Source organism: Flavobacterium sp. YO12 (assembly GCF_004119495.1).
Taxonomy (GTDB): Bacteria; Bacteroidota; Bacteroidia; order Flavobacteriales; family Flavobacteriaceae; genus Flavobacterium.
The window spans coordinates 54,920-72,278 of the sequence record NZ_NRQU01000020.1; the positions used below are offsets into that span (position 1 = coordinate 54,920).

The 17,359-nt window shown below is 33.2% G+C and carries 17 protein-coding genes; 5 read left to right on the forward strand and 12 right to left on the reverse strand.

The features are described from left to right. Positions 1–42 precede the first annotated feature (42 nt). The 5 genes from BOW55_RS08795 to BOW55_RS08815 are packed head-to-tail and all read right to left on the reverse strand — an operon-like array spanning position 43 to position 5,223. Positions 43–1,506, reverse strand: a complete 1,464-nt coding sequence (locus tag BOW55_RS08795; protein ID WP_129023810.1) for a UDP-N-acetylmuramoyl-L-alanyl-D-glutamate--2,6-diaminopimelate ligase — start codon at positions 1,504–1,506, stop codon at positions 43–45. After that, the gene (locus tag BOW55_RS08800) at positions 1,503–3,512 is read right to left on the reverse strand and encodes a penicillin-binding protein (protein WP_129023811.1); all 2,010 of its coding nucleotides are present in this window, start codon (positions 3,510–3,512) and stop codon (positions 1,503–1,505) included. The genes BOW55_RS08795 and BOW55_RS08800 overlap by 4 nt, the downstream gene beginning before the upstream one ends. Next, positions 3,503–3,850 carry an FtsL-like putative cell division protein gene (locus tag BOW55_RS08805; protein ID WP_129023812.1) on the reverse strand — a complete coding sequence of 116 codons (348 nt, stop codon included), beginning with the start codon at positions 3,848–3,850 and terminating at the stop codon, positions 3,503–3,505. Before BOW55_RS08805 ends, BOW55_RS08800 begins: the two co-directional genes overlap by 10 nt. A 16-nt stretch (positions 3,851–3,866) precedes the next feature. Continuing rightward, on the reverse strand, positions 3,867–4,775 hold the full coding sequence (rsmH, locus tag BOW55_RS08810) for a 16S rRNA (cytosine(1402)-N(4))-methyltransferase RsmH (RefSeq protein ID WP_206733598.1): 909 nt from the start codon (positions 4,773–4,775) through the stop codon (positions 3,867–3,869). Next, positions 4,750–5,223 (reverse strand): division/cell wall cluster transcriptional repressor MraZ, encoded by a 474-nt coding sequence (locus BOW55_RS08815; protein WP_089054920.1) that lies wholly within the window; start codon positions 5,221–5,223, stop codon positions 4,750–4,752. Before BOW55_RS08815 ends, rsmH begins: the two co-directional genes overlap by 26 nt. Positions 5,224–5,600: 377 nt before the next feature. Here BOW55_RS08815 and BOW55_RS08820 point away from each other — a divergent pair, with 377 nt between their 5' ends. Both BOW55_RS08820 and yihA read left to right on the forward strand, forming a co-directional pair. Further along, a complete protein-coding gene (locus tag BOW55_RS08820; RefSeq protein ID WP_089054921.1) occupies positions 5,601–6,365 on the forward strand; it encodes an alpha/beta fold hydrolase in 765 nt (254 codons plus the stop codon). 41 nt (positions 6,366–6,406) lie between these two features. Further along, the gene (gene yihA, locus BOW55_RS08825) at positions 6,407–7,027 is read left to right on the forward strand and encodes a ribosome biogenesis GTP-binding protein YihA/YsxC (protein ID WP_129023814.1); all 621 of its coding nucleotides are present in this window, start codon (positions 6,407–6,409) and stop codon (positions 7,025–7,027) included. 120 nt (positions 7,028–7,147) lie between these two features. On the opposite strand, the gene gldC is transcribed toward yihA, so the two are convergent. Next, positions 7,148–7,483, reverse strand: coding sequence for a gliding motility protein GldC (gldC, locus tag BOW55_RS08830; protein WP_155102616.1), 336 nt, complete (start codon positions 7,481–7,483; stop codon positions 7,148–7,150). Further along, positions 7,483–8,439, reverse strand: a complete 957-nt coding sequence (gldB, locus tag BOW55_RS08835; protein WP_129023815.1) for a gliding motility lipoprotein GldB — start codon at positions 8,437–8,439, stop codon at positions 7,483–7,485. Before gldB ends, gldC begins: the two co-directional genes overlap by 1 nt. Positions 8,440–8,538: 99 nt before the next feature. Here gldB and nadE point away from each other — a divergent pair, with 99 nt between their 5' ends. Together nadE and BOW55_RS08845 are read left to right on the forward strand one after the other, a co-directional pair. After that, entirely contained in the window at positions 8,539–9,345 is an 807-nt protein-coding gene (nadE, locus tag BOW55_RS08840; protein ID WP_129023816.1) for an NAD(+) synthase, read from the forward strand. A 92-nt stretch (positions 9,346–9,437) separates the two neighbouring features. Further along, on the forward strand, positions 9,438–10,067 hold the full coding sequence (locus BOW55_RS08845) for a response regulator transcription factor (RefSeq protein WP_026730588.1): 630 nt from the start codon (positions 9,438–9,440) through the stop codon (positions 10,065–10,067). Between the two features lie 86 nt (positions 10,068–10,153). Here the strand turns inward: BOW55_RS08845 and dnaG are convergent, their stop codons facing one another. From dnaG to BOW55_RS08870, 5 genes are all read right to left on the reverse strand, one after another. Then, on the reverse strand, positions 10,154–12,223 hold the full coding sequence (gene dnaG / locus BOW55_RS08850) for a DNA primase (protein ID WP_129023817.1): 2,070 nt from the start codon (positions 12,221–12,223) through the stop codon (positions 10,154–10,156). 129 nt (positions 12,224–12,352) lie between these two features. Then, on the reverse strand, positions 12,353–13,402 hold the full coding sequence (locus BOW55_RS08855; RefSeq protein WP_129023818.1) for a hypothetical protein: 1,050 nt from the start codon (positions 13,400–13,402) through the stop codon (positions 12,353–12,355). A 436-nt stretch (positions 13,403–13,838) separates the two neighbouring features. After that, entirely contained in the window at positions 13,839–14,579 is a 741-nt protein-coding gene (locus tag BOW55_RS08860) for a hypothetical protein (protein WP_129023819.1), read from the reverse strand. Continuing rightward, positions 14,566–15,126, reverse strand: coding sequence for an RNA polymerase sigma factor (locus BOW55_RS08865; protein WP_129023820.1), 561 nt, complete (start codon positions 15,124–15,126; stop codon positions 14,566–14,568). The genes BOW55_RS08860 and BOW55_RS08865 overlap by 14 nt, the downstream gene beginning before the upstream one ends. A 181-nt stretch (positions 15,127–15,307) precedes the next feature. After that, entirely contained in the window at positions 15,308–16,285 is a 978-nt protein-coding gene (locus BOW55_RS08870) for a polyprenyl synthetase family protein (protein WP_129023821.1), read from the reverse strand. A gap of 157 nt (positions 16,286–16,442) precedes the next feature. Between BOW55_RS08870 and BOW55_RS08875 the strand changes: the two genes are divergently transcribed. Then, on the forward strand, positions 16,443–17,303 hold the full coding sequence (locus BOW55_RS08875; protein ID WP_129023822.1) for a hypothetical protein: 861 nt from the start codon (positions 16,443–16,445) through the stop codon (positions 17,301–17,303). The last annotated feature ends 56 nt before the right edge of the window (positions 17,304–17,359 follow it).

The window sequence follows — 17,359 nt, forward strand, 5'->3', positions numbered from 1 at the left end:
TAATTACTCCATTAAACGAATAACCAATTAACCGTTTAAACTTTACTTTGCTAATTGATCTAAAATTTCTTTTACGGTTTCCATATCATCAAAATGATGACGAACTCCGTTTATTTCTTGATAGGTTTCATGACCTTTTCCTGCAATTAGGATAATATCATTTGGCTGAGCCAATTGACAAGCTGTTTTTATAGCCTGTTTTCTATCAGTAATTCTTAATATTTTTTTGTAATTATGTGCTTCTACACCTTTTTCCATTTCATCCAAAATCACTTCAGGATCTTCGTTTCTAGGATTATCAGATGTTAAAATTGCTTTATCACTAAGATCTGTAGCAATTTTTGCCATAATTGGTCTTTTTGTCTTATCTCTATTTCCGCCGCAGCCCACAACTGTAATCAATTGCTCGTTTTTAGTACGGATGTCTTCAATTGTTTTTAGAACATTTTCTAAAGCATCTGGTGTGTGTGCATAATCGACAATTGCTGTGATTTTAGAATCAGTAACAATATATTGAAAACGACCTGAAACACTTTCTAAATCAGACAATAAGCGCAACGCTTCAAGACTATCCATACCCAATTCTACAGCTGTTCCATAAATAGCTAAAACATTGTAAGCATTAAAAGTTCCAATTAGTTTTACCCAAACTTCATTGTCATTTACTTTTAATAATAATCCTGATAATTGGCTTTCTAATATTGTTGCTTTAAAATCTGCATATGTCTTTAAAGCATAAGTAAATTTTCTTGCAACCGTATTTTGCAGCATTACAGTTCCATTTTTATCATCGATATTCGATAAAGCAAAAGCTGTTTTTGGAAGAGAATCAAAAAATGATTTTTTCACATCTCTGTATTCTGCAAAAGTTGGATGATAATCCAAGTGATCATGTGAAAGATTCGTAAAAATTCCACCTACAAAATGCAATGCTTCTGTACGTTTTTGATGAATTCCATGTGAACTTACTTCCATAAAGCAATGCGTTACTCCAGCTTCAATCATCTCATTTAAATAATGATTGATCGTAATTGAATCTGGCGTTGTATGCGTTGCAGGATATTCCGTATCATCCACCATGATTTTTACAGTTGATAATAAACCAACTTTAAATCCTGCTTTTTGAAACAACTGAAATAACAATGATGCAATTGTTGTTTTACCATTTGTTCCTGTTACTCCAACCAATTTTAATTTTGCTGACGGATCTTCAAAATAATTCGCCGCCATAAAAGCTAAAGCCGTATTGGTGTCTTTTACCTGAACATAAGTAATTCCTTTTTGAGTTGTTTCAGGAAGTGTATCGCAAATAATTGCAACCGCTCCTAACTCAATAGCTTTATTGATATAATCGTGACCATCAGAAAGTGTTCCTCGAATTGCCACAAAAACATCGTTTGCTTCAACTTTACGCGAATCAAATTCAATTTTATGGATCGGTGTTTCTGTTGAACCTATAACAGATTCAATCGCCGCTTTGTATAATATGTCTTTTAGTATTTTCACGATAATTCTAATACTATAATTGAGTTTTTACTAATGTTTTGTCCCGCCTGAATCGATTGATTCTTAACCTTTCCTACTCCTGTTACTTTCACTTTTAAACCTAAATTTTCTAGTAAAGCAATTGCATCCATTCCCGGCATTCCTTTTAAATCAGGAATTTGTTTCGATTTTTTATTTGATTCTACATCATATTTATCGTAACTGCTTTCCTGCTTTGCAATTTTAGAATCAAGCTGTTTAATTTTATTTGTTGATGGCGCGTCTGTAAATATTTTTTGAGCAATTCTTTTAAAAACTGGTCCTGCAACGTCTGCACCGTAATAATTATTTCTAGATGTATTTGGTTTATGAACCACTACAATACATGAATATTTAGGATGATCTGCTGGGAAATATCCAACGAAAGACGACGCATAATACATAGCAGACTTACCTTCTTTTCCGCCATAATTTACCTGAGCTGTCCCTGTTTTTCCTGCCATCGAAAAATCCTTCGAATACAATTTTGATCCAGTTCCTTTTTTTACCACGTTTGCTAAAACTGCTTTCACCTTTTTTATGGTTTCAGGCGAACAAACTTTTGGATTTATTACTTCAACATCAAACTTTTTAATCGTTTTATTCCATTCTTTAATTTCCGATACAAATTGCGGTTTTACCATTACACCATTATTTGCAACGGCATTATACAAGGCTAAAGTCTGCATTGGCGTAACCGAAACATTATAACCAAAAGCCATCCACGGAAGCGAAATTCCCGACCAGTGTTTATCTCCAGGTTGTGGAATATAAGGTCTTCCTTCTCCTTTAAAATGCAGTCCTAATGTCTTATTTAAACCATAACTATTAATATGATTTACAAACTTAGATGGGTTGTTTTTGTAATTTTCATAAACAGCTTGAACCATTACTGTATTTGAAGAAAGCTCAAATCCACGTGCCAATGTAATTTTTCCATATCCTCCTCTGTGCGAATCACGAACAGCACGGCCATAATATCTAATTTCACCTCCATGACTGTCATAAACCTTACTTGTATCAGCTACTTTATCTTCTAAAATCGCCATTAAATCAACTAATTTAAAAGTTGATCCTGGCTCTTGAGATTCTGCAATTGCATAATTTGTGGTTTCATAATACGATCCATCTTCAGCTCTTCCTAAGTTCGAAATTGCTTTTACATGTCCCGTTTCTGTTTCCATTACCACCACACAACCATGATCTGCTTCGTAGTCTTCTAGTTGTTTTAATAAGGCGTGATGCGCAATATCCTGAATAAAAACGTCGATTGTCGAAATAACATCATAACCATCAATAGGATCAACTTCGTTCAAATCACGAATTGGTTTCCATTGCCCTTTTGCGATTTTTTGCTTTAGGATTTTCCCGTCTTTTCCGTTCAAATAATTCTTAAAAGCCCACTCAATTCCTTTTCCAACTTCAACTCCTGTTGCTGGATCAATTCGGTCATATCCAATTGTTCTTTCAGCAATTTTTCCTATCGGATGTTTTCTAACTGTTTCTTGCTCAACAATAATTCCACCTTTGAAAGCTCCTAAGTTGAATAATGGAAAACCTTTTATTTTCACATATTCAGTATAACTTAAGTTCCTAGCAATCAAATAATAACGATTTTTATTTGCTCTGGCTTTTCGTAATTCTTTTTCAAAAAAACTTCCAGATTTTCCTAAAACCGTTACAAGAGAATCTGATAATGCTTTTACATGTTTCTCAAAAGTTTCTGTTTTTGGAGCTTTAGCATCAAAACGAATCTCGTAATTCGGAATTGAAGTTGCTAATAAACTTCCATCAGCAGAATAAATATTTCCTTTGTTTGCCGGAATTACAAAATTTCTAACGGTACGCTGTTTTGCTAATTTTCGGTAGTAATCTCCTTCAACCCATTGAATATTGGTCAATTTAACAACAATAGCAATTGCCATCAAAAAGATGAAAACTGCTACGAGGTAAATTCTGTAGGATATATGTTTATCGTCTACTGCCATATTCTTTTAAAGAAACTTTTTTCTTCTTCTTTTTCAACTTCTATTTTCACTGGAGGAACTGTCGACGGAAAAATTTGCTTTTCAAGCATCTTGTTCGATATTGTTGACTCCATTTTTAACTTCATCAATTCTGAACGTCGATCTACAAATTCAGATCTTAATTCTTTTACTTCGTTATTTAATTTTGCAATTTCAAAAACCTTTTGCTCGTAACGCTGTGTATTTGCAATCATCAAAATTGCCAGCAGAATTATAAAAACAATGAATCGCCAATTCTTTACCGCATCATCATTTAGCAGAAATCTCGCTTTTAATATTCCAAATACTCCACTCTTCATTTTCTACCTATATATATTATATCTTTTCAGCTATCCTTAATTTCGCACTTCTCGCTCTATTATTGATTTTAATTTCAGCGTCATCAGGAACAATCAATTTTCCGATAGTTTTAAACGGTACTGAAAAATTCCCATAAAAATCGCGTTCTGGCTCTCCTTCAAACATTCCGTTTTTAATGAATCTTTTTACCAGCCTGTCTTCTAATGAATGGTATGAGATTACTGAAAATCTTCCGCCTGGTTTCAAAATTTCTAAAGACTGCTCAATAAACTCTTTCAAAACATCCATTTCTTGATTTACCTCAATACGAATCGCTTGATAAATCTGAGCCAATATTTTGTTCTTAACTCTTTCTGGTAAATATCTCGCAAGAACTTCTTTTAATTCATCGGTTGTCTTGATTGGGTAATCGTGTCTGGCCTCAACAATCGTTCTTGCTAGAACCGGTGCGTTTTTCAACTCGCCATAATCAAAAAAAACACGACGTAAATCCTGTTCTTCATATTCGTTAACCACTCGATAAGCATTTAAATCATTTTTTTGACTCATCCGCATATCTAGTTCGGCATCAAATCTGGTTGAAAAACCTCTCTCTGGAACATCAAATTGATGTGATGAAACTCCTAAATCTGCCAAGATTCCATCTACTGCTTTAACACCATGAAAACGAAGAAATCTTTTTATAAATCTAAAGTTCTCATTAATTAAGGTAAATCTTTCGTCAGGCAATGCATTCGCAAGCGCATCCTCGTCCTGATCAAAAGCAAATAATCTTCCGTTTGGCCCCAATCTTTTCAAAATTTCTTTTGAGTGACCGCCGCCGCCAAACGTTACATCTACATAAATGCCGTCTGGCTTAATATTTAAACCATCAACTGTTGGATGAAGTAAAACTGGATTATGATATTCCATTGTCGTCGTCATTAATATTTCCCATTACTTCTTCGGCTAAATCTGCAAAATCCATATCTTCGCCGCTTATTGATTTTTCGTATAAATCTTTATCCCAAATTTCCACAATATTAACCGCAGATGAAAAAACAACATCTTTAGAAATACCAGAAAACGTCACTAAATCTTTTGGTACCAACAATCTTCCTAATGCATCAATATCTACCACTTTAACTCCGGCAGTAAATCTGCGAATGAAATCATTATTCTTTTTTACAAAACGATTCAGCTTATTAATTTTTGCCATCATTAGATTCCACTCTTCCATCGGATACAATTCTAAACATTGCTGAAAAACAGAACGCTTCAAGACAAAACCGTCCTGAAGAGAAGAAGCCAATTGCTTTTTTAAAGGTGCAGGTATCATTAACCTCCCTTTAGCATCGACTTTACACTCATATGTTCCAACAATTGTATTCAAGAAAAACGTACTAATATGTTACACAGCAAAAATATAAAAAAAAATACCACATATTACCACTATATACCACTTTGTTAATAAGTTTAACCACTTTACTACCACCTCAGCTAAATCATAAGCAATCAATACGTTAGACAAAAATCAGTTTCAAAATCTTTTCATTTAAGAATTACAAAAAATCTGCTTTATTTCTCTTAAAAAAGTAAATATTCTGCAATTATTTTAACAACTCATTTTTTCACAGAACAAACACTAAAAGCTGATTTATAACCACTTAGTAATTACAACGAAATAATCTAGTTAAAAAAGGGCAGCAAAAATTCATTTTTATTTATTTAACCCTATATTTGTCCCAAATGAAATTGGCATTAGATTAGATGGACAAAAACTACAAAAAAGAAGGCAAATACAGCTATTATGAAGCTGGAGAGGGGACTCCTATCGTTATTTTACACGGGTTAATGGGAGGCCTTAGTAACTTTGATGCTGTAGCGGAATATTTTCCAACGAAAGGATACAAAGTTGTAATCCCAGATTTGCCAATATACACGCAGAGTATTTTAAAAACAAACGTAAAAAGCTTTGCCAAATACGTAAAAGACTTTATTAATTTCAAGGGTTTTGACCAAGTTATATTACTGGGAAATTCACTTGGAGGACATATTGCACTTTACCACACCAAACTATATCCTGAAAAAGTAGCCGGACTTGTAATTACAGGAAGCTCTGGACTTTACGAAAGCGCCATGGGTGACAGTTACCCTAAAAGAGGCGACTACGAATACATCAAAAAGAAAGCTGAAGATGTATTTTACGATCCAAAAATTGCGACACCAGAATTAATAGATGAAGTTTATGCAACTGTTAATGACCGCATAAAATTAATTAAAACATTAACGATTGCCAAGAGTGCAATTCGTCATAATATGGCCAAAGATTTACCTAAAATGACAGTTGAAACCTGTATTATCTGGGGTAAAAATGACGCCGTAACACCACCTAATGTTGCTGAAGAATTTGACAACTTATTGCCTAATTCAACTTTGTATTGGATAGACAAATGCGGACACGCTGCTATGATGGAACACCCTCAAGAATTCAATAAAATTCTTGAAGAATGGCTTGTTGCAAAGAATTTATAGCATCTAACTTTCGAATTTAAGAAGGTTCTAAAACAAAAAACATGAAAATTAATACCGCCGAATTTATTATCAGTAATTCTGATGCTTCAAAATGCCCGGCCGAATTTCTGCCGGAATACGCTTTTATAGGCCGATCAAACGTTGGTAAATCCTCTTTGATCAACATGATTACGAATCATAAAAATTTAGCAAAAACATCTGGAAGACCAGGAAAAACACAATTAATAAACCACTTTAAGATCAACAATAATTGGTTTTTAGTCGATTTACCTGGATACGGATATGCTAAGGTTTCTAAAAAAACAAAATCTGTTTTCCAACAATTTATCACTGACTACTTTGAAAACAGAGAGCAATTAGTCTGCGCTTTTGTTTTGATTGATATTCGCCATGAAGCTCAAAAAATCGACATTGAGTTTATGTCGTATATGGGTGAAAGCGAAATACCATTTTGTATTATTTTTACCAAAGCCGATAAAATCAGCAAAGTAAAAATCGACTCGCATGTTGCGGCATACAAAAAACAAATGTACGCGAACAACTGGGCCGAAATGCCGCATTACTTTGTAACCTCATCTACAGAATCGATAGGAAAAGAAGAACTTTTAACTTACATCGACGAAGTAAATCAGGAAGTTTTTAAAAACAACAACCAATTTTAAATTCCAAATTTTAATCCTTCGACTTCGCTCAGGAGAACAAAAAAGGTTTACATATAAAAAATCCCAAATTCCAATTGTAAAATATGGAATTTGGGATTTTTTTTATTTGAAACTTTGAGACTACTTAGTCAGTTCTAATTTTTCTGCAAAGTAATCACAGAAATCTTTCATCGTGTCCGACATTTTTTCATCATCTGTTGCACGTTTAAAAGTGTCCGCCATTGCCACTAATGTTTGATGAAAGAAAATTTTCATTTCGTCTACAGGCATATCTTTTGTCCACAAATCGATACGCATGGTTTCTTTGGCTTTACTATCCCAAATAGACAACATTATCGCCTTTGCTTCTTCAGCCTGAACACCGCCGTCTTGCGCACTCCAAGTTAATTTTTCTGGAACACGGTTTTCATCTAATTCTATATTGAATTTAATCTCTGAGTTTATTGTATTTGACATTATTTCTTAGGTTTATATTTTGACTTTTCAAAAATTTCTTTTGCATTCACTTTTAATAATTCCGACAGCTGTACATTATTGTTCTTCATATAAGAACGAACAATCTGCCAGCCAATCCACGCTCCCACTCTTCCAGGAGAATCGTTATCAATCTCTAAATAAAATTTTGAAAACGGAGCCGGCGCAATAAAACGTGTTGTTAATTTAGGATCTGTACTGTACAACATTTCTTTTTCTAAAAAATAACGCCACATATAGGCTTCATTTTCTTCGCACCATTTAACCTGCTCTGGCGAATAGCCAATTTTTTCAGCATCTGTATATTCTGGCAGCAATAAATCTTTTGCGTACAATTGTTTCCCTTCAAAAATCATTTGAGAAACTAAATTTTTATCAGGATACGCAGGAATGTTTCTATAAGCAAAACTAGAAACAACATCCGGCATAATTTGTTTTTCCTCAAAATTGTATTTTAAATAATTTGGAAATTCATAGAATTTATGTTCTTTTCCTAAATACAATTCTAACGCTACAATAACCAAACTATCTGCATATATTGCTTTTGCATTATAGTCCATTTCTCCAATAACAGTAATTACTTTTGGCGTTTTTGTTTTAGGAAAATAATATTTCACATGTTGAAAAAGTGAATTAAATTCCTGACGAACCGGCTCAAAATTGGCGTATTTTTTTTGCACTTCTTCATAAACTTCACGCCAAATTGGTTCCTGCATTTTCTTTAACCAAACTGAATCGTCATTACCTGCTGGAAAAAAGAAAGGATACTGTTTTTTTACTTTTTCCAGATCTTCTGGTTTAGTTTCAAAAAACGCCTTATCAAAACGTTCTACTTTAATATCAATTGGAATTTCTTCGACTTCTTTTTCAACCTTTGTTTTCTGGCTGCAAGACAAAAAAAACACGCACAGAACCACTGCAAAGCGATATATTTTCATTTTATTTTAATTAGATTTGTGTTGCATAAATTTAAATAATCGCTTACTCAAAAATATTTGTGCAAATATACATCCCTGTATTTTAAAACTTAAACTATTATGGCTAAAAAAAGCACTATTCAAACAGAAAAAGTAAACAAACATATTGTAGAATGGTTAAAAAATTATGCTGAGAATGCAAAAGTAAATGGTTTTGTTATTGGAATTTCGGGCGGAGTCGACTCTGCTGTTACTTCTACATTGTGCGCACAGACCGGCTTACAAGTTTTATGTGTCGAAATGCCAATTCACCAAGCTGAAAGCCAAGTTTCTAGAGGGAGAGAACATATTACACAATTAAAAAAACGTTTTGCAAATGTTTCGAGTGTAGAAACTGACTTGACAGCTGTTTTTGAAGCTTTTAAAGCTGCAGTACCAGAAACTGATGATCTGGCAAAGGTAAATTTATCATTTGCCAACACACGTGCTCGTTTACGAATGACTTCTTTATATTATTTAGCCGGAATTCATGGATTACTGGTTGCCGGAACTGGAAACAAAGTAGAAGATTTTGGCGTAGGATTTTACACAAAATATGGTGACGGAGGTGTCGATTTGAGTCCAATTGCCGACTTAATGAAATCAGATGTATATGCTTTGGGAGAGTTTTTAACAATTCCTGAATCTATTTTAACTGCAGCGCCAACAGATGGTCTTTTTGGAGATAATAGAACCGATGAAGATCAATTAGGAGCCAGTTATGACGAACTTGAATGGGCAATGTTAGCCGCGGAGTCAGGAAATACGGCGGATGACTTTAGTGGGAGAGAAAAATCTGTCTTTGAAATTTATAAAAGATTAAACACCAGCAACAAGCACAAAATGGATGCAATACCCGTTTGTTTGATACCAAAAACGTTAAAATAAAACTTTTAACATTCATCTGCAATTAATTACAGAATTTATTTATTAATTTTACAGTTCCAAAAACATGAACAATTCTAAAAAAGGTAAAAATTATGATTAAAGTATGTCTTGCAGACAATCATCCTGTGACTCACTTTGGCGTTAAGTCTTATTTTAAAGACCACGATCAAATTTCAATTGTTGCCAATGTAGGCAATTTTTCAATGGTTAGAGATATCCTTCAGACGAAGGAAATTGACATTTTAATTCTAGATCTAGAATTAGAAGGTCTTTCTAGCATCTTCGAAGTGAAATCAATCTTGAAAAATTTCCCAAAAACAAAAATTGTAATTTTCAGTGACTTAGCTGAGCAAATGTATGCTCCAAATGCTATTAAAGCTGGAGTATCTGGGTATGTACACAAAACAGAAAAACTTGAAACTTTAGGTCTTTCTATTATTAAAGTACACGAAGGAAAAATTATTATCAACGAAACTGTACGTAAAAACATGGCACTTATTGCTAAACAAAGCAAAAGTGAGCGTTTGTACAGAAAACTTTCTAATCGTGAAATCGAGGTTTTACGTTATTTAAGTGATGGTAAGAAAAACAATGAAATCTCTAAAATCTTAAATCTGAACGAAAAAACGATCAGTACTTACAAATTAAGATTATTGACAAAATTGAATGTTACTAATTTAGTTGACTTAGTAAACAAAGCTAAGACTTTAGAAATTATTTAATTTACAGGCATCTGATTTTGCTTTGGTAAAATCATAAACCTAAAAAAAAGCTCTATAGTGTTTAACATTATAGAGCTTTTTAATTTTTATTGATGATAAGGAACTACTACTCTTCCTAATTTTCGAGAAAAATTATTTAGTAACTTAGAATAATCTATAACCATAGACAACAATTCTGAATTATCGTCTTGCGGATCTGTCAGGAGCGAGTGTTTTAAATCATGAATGATTTTTGAAACCAAATACCATCGCAAAGAAAATATCGTATCAGAAACATTTTGCTCAATAGTTTCATTTTTATGCTTTGGAAAAATATTCTGCCCTTCCCAGTTATGAACGGTTAATCTTTCGTCTTCCATTAAAATATTGGTTACTTCCTGCGCAAATTCTGGCTGCAGGTGCATCAAATATTTATCTAAACTAAAAGTCTCATTTTGATTGTAAAAATCAATTAACCCTGTAAAAATATTTTGAAACAATACATTTGAAAGTTCTACCTCATCTTCCTGCAGACTTAAATAGATTTTTTCATATACTTTGTATTTTCGCTTTTCGCTGACTTCTTTTACAACACCTTCTTCATCAGCTTTTAAAAATACATCTTCAAAATCCTCTAGAACACTTCCGTAGAGCAGTAATATTTCAATAATTTTTCTTTCAAAACCGTATAAAATATCTACTTTCTCTGCTTGCTCTTGAGGATAGCTTGGTTCACCTGGATAATAATCATCTGGCGGTCCTGTTCTTGGATCTTCTGGATCTCCTCCTGAAAAACTAGCATTTTTTGGAGGTTGGTTTCTAAAAACTTCAAAAGGTTTTTGTTCCTGTTTTTGTTTTTTAGCCACTTCAGCCAAATCTTTTTGAATCAACTGCGCCAAAGTACTCACTAAAACCTGCTCAGAAATTTCCATAATTCTGGCACATTCCTGAATATAAACTTCACGCTGAATACGATCTGGTATTTTAGAAATACTGGTTACCATATCCCGAATCAGATCGGCTTTTTTAATTGGATCGTTTTTAGCTTCGTTCATCAAAATTGAAGCTTTAAACTGTATAAAGTCTTTACTATTGTTTTCTAAATAGGCAACTAAATCATCATGCGAATTTTTTCGTGCAAAACTATCTGGATCTTCTCCGTCAGGAAAAGAACAAACTCTTACATTCATCCCTTCCTCCAGAATCAAATCGATTCCTCTAATAGAGGCACGTAAACCTGCGGCATCACCATCAAAAAGCACTGTAATATTTCGAGTCAGACGATTAATCAATCGAATCTGATCTGGCGTTAAAGCTGTTCCAGACGAAGCCACAACATTCTCAATTCCAGCCTGACTAAACTGGATAACGTCGGTATAACCCTCAACTAAATAACAGTTATTTTGTTTCGCTATAGATTGTTTGGCATGATAAATTCCGTAAAGGACTTTACTTTTATGGTAGATATCACTTTCTGGTGAATTTAGATATTTTGCGGCTTTTTTATCATTGGTTAAAATACGCCCTCCAAAACCTAAAACTCGACCCGACATACTTTGAATTGGAAACATTACACGCCCTTTGAATCGATCAAAAGGACGATCTTCTCTCGCAATGGTTAAACCTGTGCTTTCTAAGAATTCCAATTTATATCCTTTCCCTAATGCTTCTTTAGTCAAAGCATCCCAAGTTTCTGGAGAATATCCTAAATCGAATTTTTTAATGGTTTCATTAGTAAAACCTCTTTCTTTAAAATACGAAAGTCCTATCGCTTTTCCTTCTTCAGAATTTACTAAAACATCTTGAAAATACTTAGCTGCAAATTCAGAAACCAAATACATACTTTCACGAACATCAGTCATCGCTTTTTCAGCATCTGTTTGTTCGGTTTCTTCGATCTCAATATTATATTTTCTAGCTAAATAGCGAATGGCTTCTGGATAAGTAAACTGAGAATGTTCCATTAGGAATTTTACAGAATTCCCTCCTTTTCCTGTACTAAAATCTTTCCAAATTCCTTTTGCAGGCGACACCATAAACGATGGAGAACGCTCATCTGAGAAAGGACTTAGACCTTTGAAATTACTTCCTGCACGTTTTAAATTGACAAAATCACCAATAACCTCCTCAACGCGAGCAATTTCAAAAACAGTATCTATTGTATTTTGTGAAATCAAAACTTAAATTATTTTTAAAAATGAGAGCTTGTAAAAGTACATAAATCCTACTTGAATTTTTAGAATTTTCGAGCAAAAAAAAGCGCTTCTTTCGAAACGCTTTTCTTCTCAACTAAACTCAATTTTATACTAATTAAAATCAAAACGAATACCTAACGAAACATTATTTTCGTCAACTGCATTATTTTTAAACAAAGGATTCAAATCGTATTTTAAGTACAAACTTATTTCCTTGTAACCTACGTAAGAACTCAGTCCGTAAATAAAATTGTTTACATTATAATCTCCTTTTGTTTTTTGTGTTGTTTTATAGTCGTTGTCTTCAAATTTTAAAATCTGTTTTGATTTTACATTGATTCCAGCATATCCGCCAAATCCTGCACGAAAACCTTTATGTGTTCTATAATAGGTTTTTCCATTAGAATGACCATCTTTTGAAAAATCGAATTCTAAATGAACAGGAGCTACTAAATACACATTTCTAAAACGAGATTCTTTTAAATTTATCGGGTTTGTAACTAAATTTGTTTGATCTCCATTTACAACAAAACTGCGATTATCTGTCGGACGAAGGTTGTTATACATTAACGAAAGCCCATATTTTGCATGCAATAAATTATTGTCTTTCAATATTCTCGAATTAAACGTAAGACCCCATTCGTAAAAATGCGATCCAATAAAATCATAATTTGAATCTTGAAGCTTACCATCGACCATTGCGCTATTTAAACCTGCGGCAAATACAAATTGTGAAGTCGTTCTTTTTTCGCCTCGAATTGAATCTTTGGTTTTTTTATTATTCCAGTCATTCTTATTCCAGTAAATAACAATCTTGCCTTTCTTTGTTGAATCCTGCTCTTTCAGTTTTCCGTCTACTTTTTGCTGAACCAAGTCATTGAGTTCATTTTGCGCCAAAGTCACTTTTTCTTCAATAATTACCGCTCTGGCTTCTGCCAATTCTTTTTTGCGTTTGTCTGCCTGCTCTTGTGTAATTTTCCCTTCAGACAATTGCACATTTACAGCTTCAACTTCCTCTTTCAGTTTTTCTTTTTCTTCTTTGGTAACTTTTTCTATTTGATTTGCAATTTTCTTTGCTTTTGATTCGAAAGTTTCCTGACCAAAAACTTTACTGACAAATAAGAAAATTAGAACTACTAGATAAATGGTAAAATTTTTCATGATTGATTTTTTAATTTGATTGTTGATTGATGATGATTCTTTAATTATTAATTGTTAATTCTCTACTCCATATTCATCATCGGGTTAAAACCCGACGCTATAATATGAATCGTTCCTTCGGAACTGAAAATCTATATCTTTTCTTGTTTCTTCATTCTCTGTCTCATCGGGTTAAAACCCGACGCTACAATATGGATCGTTCCTATGGAACTGAAAACCTATATCTTCTTGCTTCTTCATTCTTTGTCCCATCGGGTTAAAACCCGACGCTACGATATGAATCGTTCCTTTGGAACTGAAAATCTATATCTTTTCTTGTCTTCTTCATTCTCTGTCCCATCGGGTTAAAACCCGACGCTACAATATGGATCGTTCCTATGGAACTGAAAACCTATATATCCTCTTGCTTCTTTGCTCTTTCTTCTCTATTCGTTCTTTATTCTTGTTGATTTCGGTTTGCCAAAGCTACTTTTACCGATTGATAATTTTTGTTGACTTTTGTCACTACCTTTTCTCTAAAGGAAAGCTCCAATTCGCCATCGACCTGATTAAGTAAATCAGCAGCATTTACTTTTACTTTTGATTTTGGCTTAGCCGAATTTTCTGCTATAATTGTTTTTTCTGCTGAATCTAATAATTGATCTACGCTCTCTTTTTTTGTAGTATCAGCAATTTTAGTTTGATTTGTTTTTGATTGTTTTTCTTGATTGTTTTTGATGATGATTGAAGACTCCGCTACTTGATTTGATTTATTTTTATTTGATTTTTGACCCGAAACTTCTAAATATTTATCTTTTAGTATTTCTTTTTTCTCAATAGATTCTTTTTCTGAAACTACAACTTCCTGCTTTACTGAATCTATGGCATTTAAAACGGGTTGAACAATTGTATCTTTCACAATATTCTCTTCTATTACAACATTCTTCTTTGGAGTTTCAACTAAAGCTTCCTTTTGATTAAAAAAGAAAGTTCCAACTAGCAAAAACCCGACGATACTTGCAGCTATGTAAAGCCATTTTCTTTTTGAATCTTTTTTTGAGCGAGGTAAAACTATTGTTTTCTCTTCTTCAGCTACACTCAACATTGCATCCAATCGATCCCAAGCTTTATTACTTGGCTCAATTTTGCGTTGATTTAGTTTGTCACGGAAATCCTTTTCAAAATTATTCGGTGCCATTATCTTGTTTTTTTAAAATAGTAATTTGTGTTTGCAGCATTTTTCTAGCGTGCGATAACTGCGATTTTGATGTTCCTTCATTAATTCCTAACATCTTGGCAATTTCATTGTGTTTATAACCCTCGATTGCATATAAATTGAAAACCATTTTATAGCCATCGGGCAAAGCATCAATTAAAAACTGAATCTGATCTACAGTAAATTGACTGTCGATTGCGTTGAAACTTTCTTCAACAAAAAATTCATCTTCGGCAAATTTTACTTTTTTCTGAACTCTTAAATACGAAATGCATTCGTTAACCATGATTCTACGAATCCAACCTTCAAAACTTCCTTTATTTTCAAATTTGTTTAAATTGGTAAACACTTTCATAAAGGCCGTTATCATTACATCTTCTGCCAGCTGAATATCTTTTATATATTGACGGCAAACGCTCAGCATTTTTGAAGAAAACCTGCTGTAAATCTGTTGTTGTGCCTGCCGATTATTTTCGACTGCCAACTTTATGATTTCGGTTTCTTCTTGATGTAACGGAATAATTTTCATTAATAAGCTTTCGGTTTTTGATTGTAGAAACAGTCTTCTATTAGCATAGACGATTGTCGATTTAAAATGGTTGCATCAGAGATAAAAAAAAAATTAAAAAGCTCCAATATACACAAAACAAACAACTGATTTACAATAAAGTAAACCAATTATCTAATTAACAAATTTTCTAATTTTCTAATTATTTTTTTCTTTCAATAACGTAGTTTACCATTAAAGTAAGTGCTGCTTTGAAATCAGAATCAGGGTAATTCTCTAAAAGTGAAAGTGCTTCTTGCTGAAATTGCACCATTTTATTTTCGGCGTAAGCCAAACCATTATTATTTTTCACAAAGGCAATAACTTCTTTTACGCGTTTTTTGTCTTTGTTGTGGTTTTTGATGGAGTTTATCAGCCACTTTTTTTCTTGCGGAGTACAAGTATTTAAAACATGAATTAAAGGCAAAGTCATTTTTTGCTCTTTAATATCAATTCCTGTTGGTTTACCGATTGCTTCTTCACTGTAATCAAACAAATCGTCTTTGATTTGAAAAGCCATTCCGATAAGCTCTCCAAATTTTCGCATATTCTCAACTTGAACATCATCTTCAATTACAGATTTTGCGCCAAGCGCGCAACAAGCTGCAATAAGTGTAGCAGTCTTTTTTCGGATGATTTCGTAATAAACATCTTCGGTAATATCGAGTCTGCGGGCTTTTTCTATTTGAAGTAATTCTCCTTCGCTCATTTCGCGAACGGCAACAGAAATAATTCGAAGTAAATCAAAATCTCCATTATCAATAGAAAGCAGCAACCCTTTTGAAAGTAAATAATCTCCAACCAGAACAGCAATTTTATTTTTCCAAAGTGCATTGATCGAGAAAAATCCGCGACGGCGATTACTGTCGTCTACAACGTCATCATGCACCAAAGTTGCTGTATGAATTAATTCAATTACGGAAGCTCCTCTATACGTTCTCTCGTTTACAACACCTCCAGAGACCATTTTTGCGGTTAAAAACACAAACATTGGACGCATTTGCTTACCTTTGCGGTTGACAATGTAATAGGTAATTCTGTTCAGTAACGCCACTTTTGAAGTCATCGATTCATGAAACTTTTTTTCAAAAAGTTCCATTTCGTTAAAAATGGGCAGTTTTATTTGTGAGGTAATATTCATTTCGATTCCAAATATACTATTTTAAATAAAAAAACGTTGTGTATTTTATGTTAGTATATCAACATTTTTCTCTACCCGCCTAAAAAAAACACCAAAAACACATTCTAGTTAAAGCCTAATTTGTATTCATTAATTAAAATCAAGAAAACTATTTATTATGAAAACAAAATTTTTATTTATTGGAACATTAGTCGCTTTATCTTTTTTTATCAGCTGTAATTCTGATGAAAAAACAAATGACGGATCATCTGACGCAATTACAAACACTGAAATAGTTACAAATTCTAAAATTGATGCCTCAATTGAAGATGTAACTGCTATTGCCGAAGATCAATTTACTGCACAGCAAAATCTAACTGCAAAACCAAGCGGACCGGTAAAAAATTTCCTTCCGAGCTGTGCTACTATTACAACAGCATTAACTAATAACACCTGGACAATTACTGTTGATTTTGGTGTAGAAGGCTGTACTCTGGAAAACGGAAATACGGTGAAAGGAAAAATGGTTATTTCTTTCTCTAATGATTTTTCAGCGTCAACTCAAACCATTAGTTATACTTTTGATGGATTCTATCACAATGGCAAAAAACTTCAAGGAAGCAAAAGCATAGTTCGATCTGTAAAATCAACAGATTTACTTGCAGAAGCACATCCGGTTTCAACAGCTGCAATAGATATGACTATTACTTTTGATGATGGAAGTGTTTACACCAGAAAAGGCACTTTGGTTAAAGAAATGACTGCTGGTTATAAAACTTGGTCTGATTGGGAAGATAATGTTTATGTGGTAACCGGAAGCGGTACAACTACTTTCCCAAATGGAGATACTTTTTCGGCAGAAATTACAACCCCTCTAGAATTTAAAGCTTCATGCAAAACCCCATTCCCTGTAAAAGGTATTGTATCAATAACTAAAAATGATGCAAAAGCAATTATTGATTATGGCAACGGAGACTGTGATACACTTGCTAAAGTAACAAAAGATGGAGTAACGGAAGAAATCGATTTGAAAAAATAAGAATCCTTTTTGCCCAGAAAAAAAGCATTAAAAACAAGACTATTTTTGTTTTTAAT

Coding starts and splice junctions, on each gene's coding strand:
- gldB (WP_129023815.1), bottom strand. CDS start 8,439: ATGAAAATATATCGCTTTGCAGTGGTTCTGTGCGTGTTTTTTTTGTCT.
- BOW55_RS08860 (WP_129023819.1), bottom strand. CDS start 14,579: ATGGCACCGAATAATTTTGAAAAGGATTTCCGTGACAAACTAAATCAA.
- BOW55_RS08870 (WP_129023821.1), bottom strand. CDS start 16,285: ATGAATATTACCTCACAAATAAAACTGCCCATTTTTAACGAAATGGAA.
- nadE (WP_129023816.1), top strand. CDS start 8,539: ATGGCTAAAAAAAGCACTATTCAAACAGAAAAAGTAAACAAACATATT.
- yihA (WP_129023814.1), top strand. CDS start 6,407: ATGAAAATTAATACCGCCGAATTTATTATCAGTAATTCTGATGCTTCA.
- BOW55_RS08820 (WP_089054921.1), top strand. CDS start 5,601: ATGGACAAAAACTACAAAAAAGAAGGCAAATACAGCTATTATGAAGCT.
- rsmH (WP_206733598.1), bottom strand. CDS start 4,775: ATGACGACGACAATGGAATATCATAATCCAGTTTTACTTCATCCAACA.
- BOW55_RS08845 (WP_026730588.1), top strand. CDS start 9,438: ATGATTAAAGTATGTCTTGCAGACAATCATCCTGTGACTCACTTTGGC.
- gldC (WP_155102616.1), bottom strand. CDS start 7,483: ATGTCAAATACAATAAACTCAGAGATTAAATTCAATATAGAATTAGAT.
- BOW55_RS08855 (WP_129023818.1), bottom strand. CDS start 13,402: ATGAAAAATTTTACCATTTATCTAGTAGTTCTAATTTTCTTATTTGTC.
- BOW55_RS08800 (WP_129023811.1), bottom strand. CDS start 3,512: ATGGCAGTAGACGATAAACATATATCCTACAGAATTTACCTCGTAGCA.
- BOW55_RS08805 (WP_129023812.1), bottom strand. CDS start 3,850: ATGAAGAGTGGAGTATTTGGAATATTAAAAGCGAGATTTCTGCTAAAT.
- BOW55_RS08865 (WP_129023820.1), bottom strand. CDS start 15,126: ATGAAAATTATTCCGTTACATCAAGAAGAAACCGAAATCATAAAGTTG.
- BOW55_RS08875 (WP_129023822.1), top strand. CDS start 16,443: ATGAAAACAAAATTTTTATTTATTGGAACATTAGTCGCTTTATCTTTT.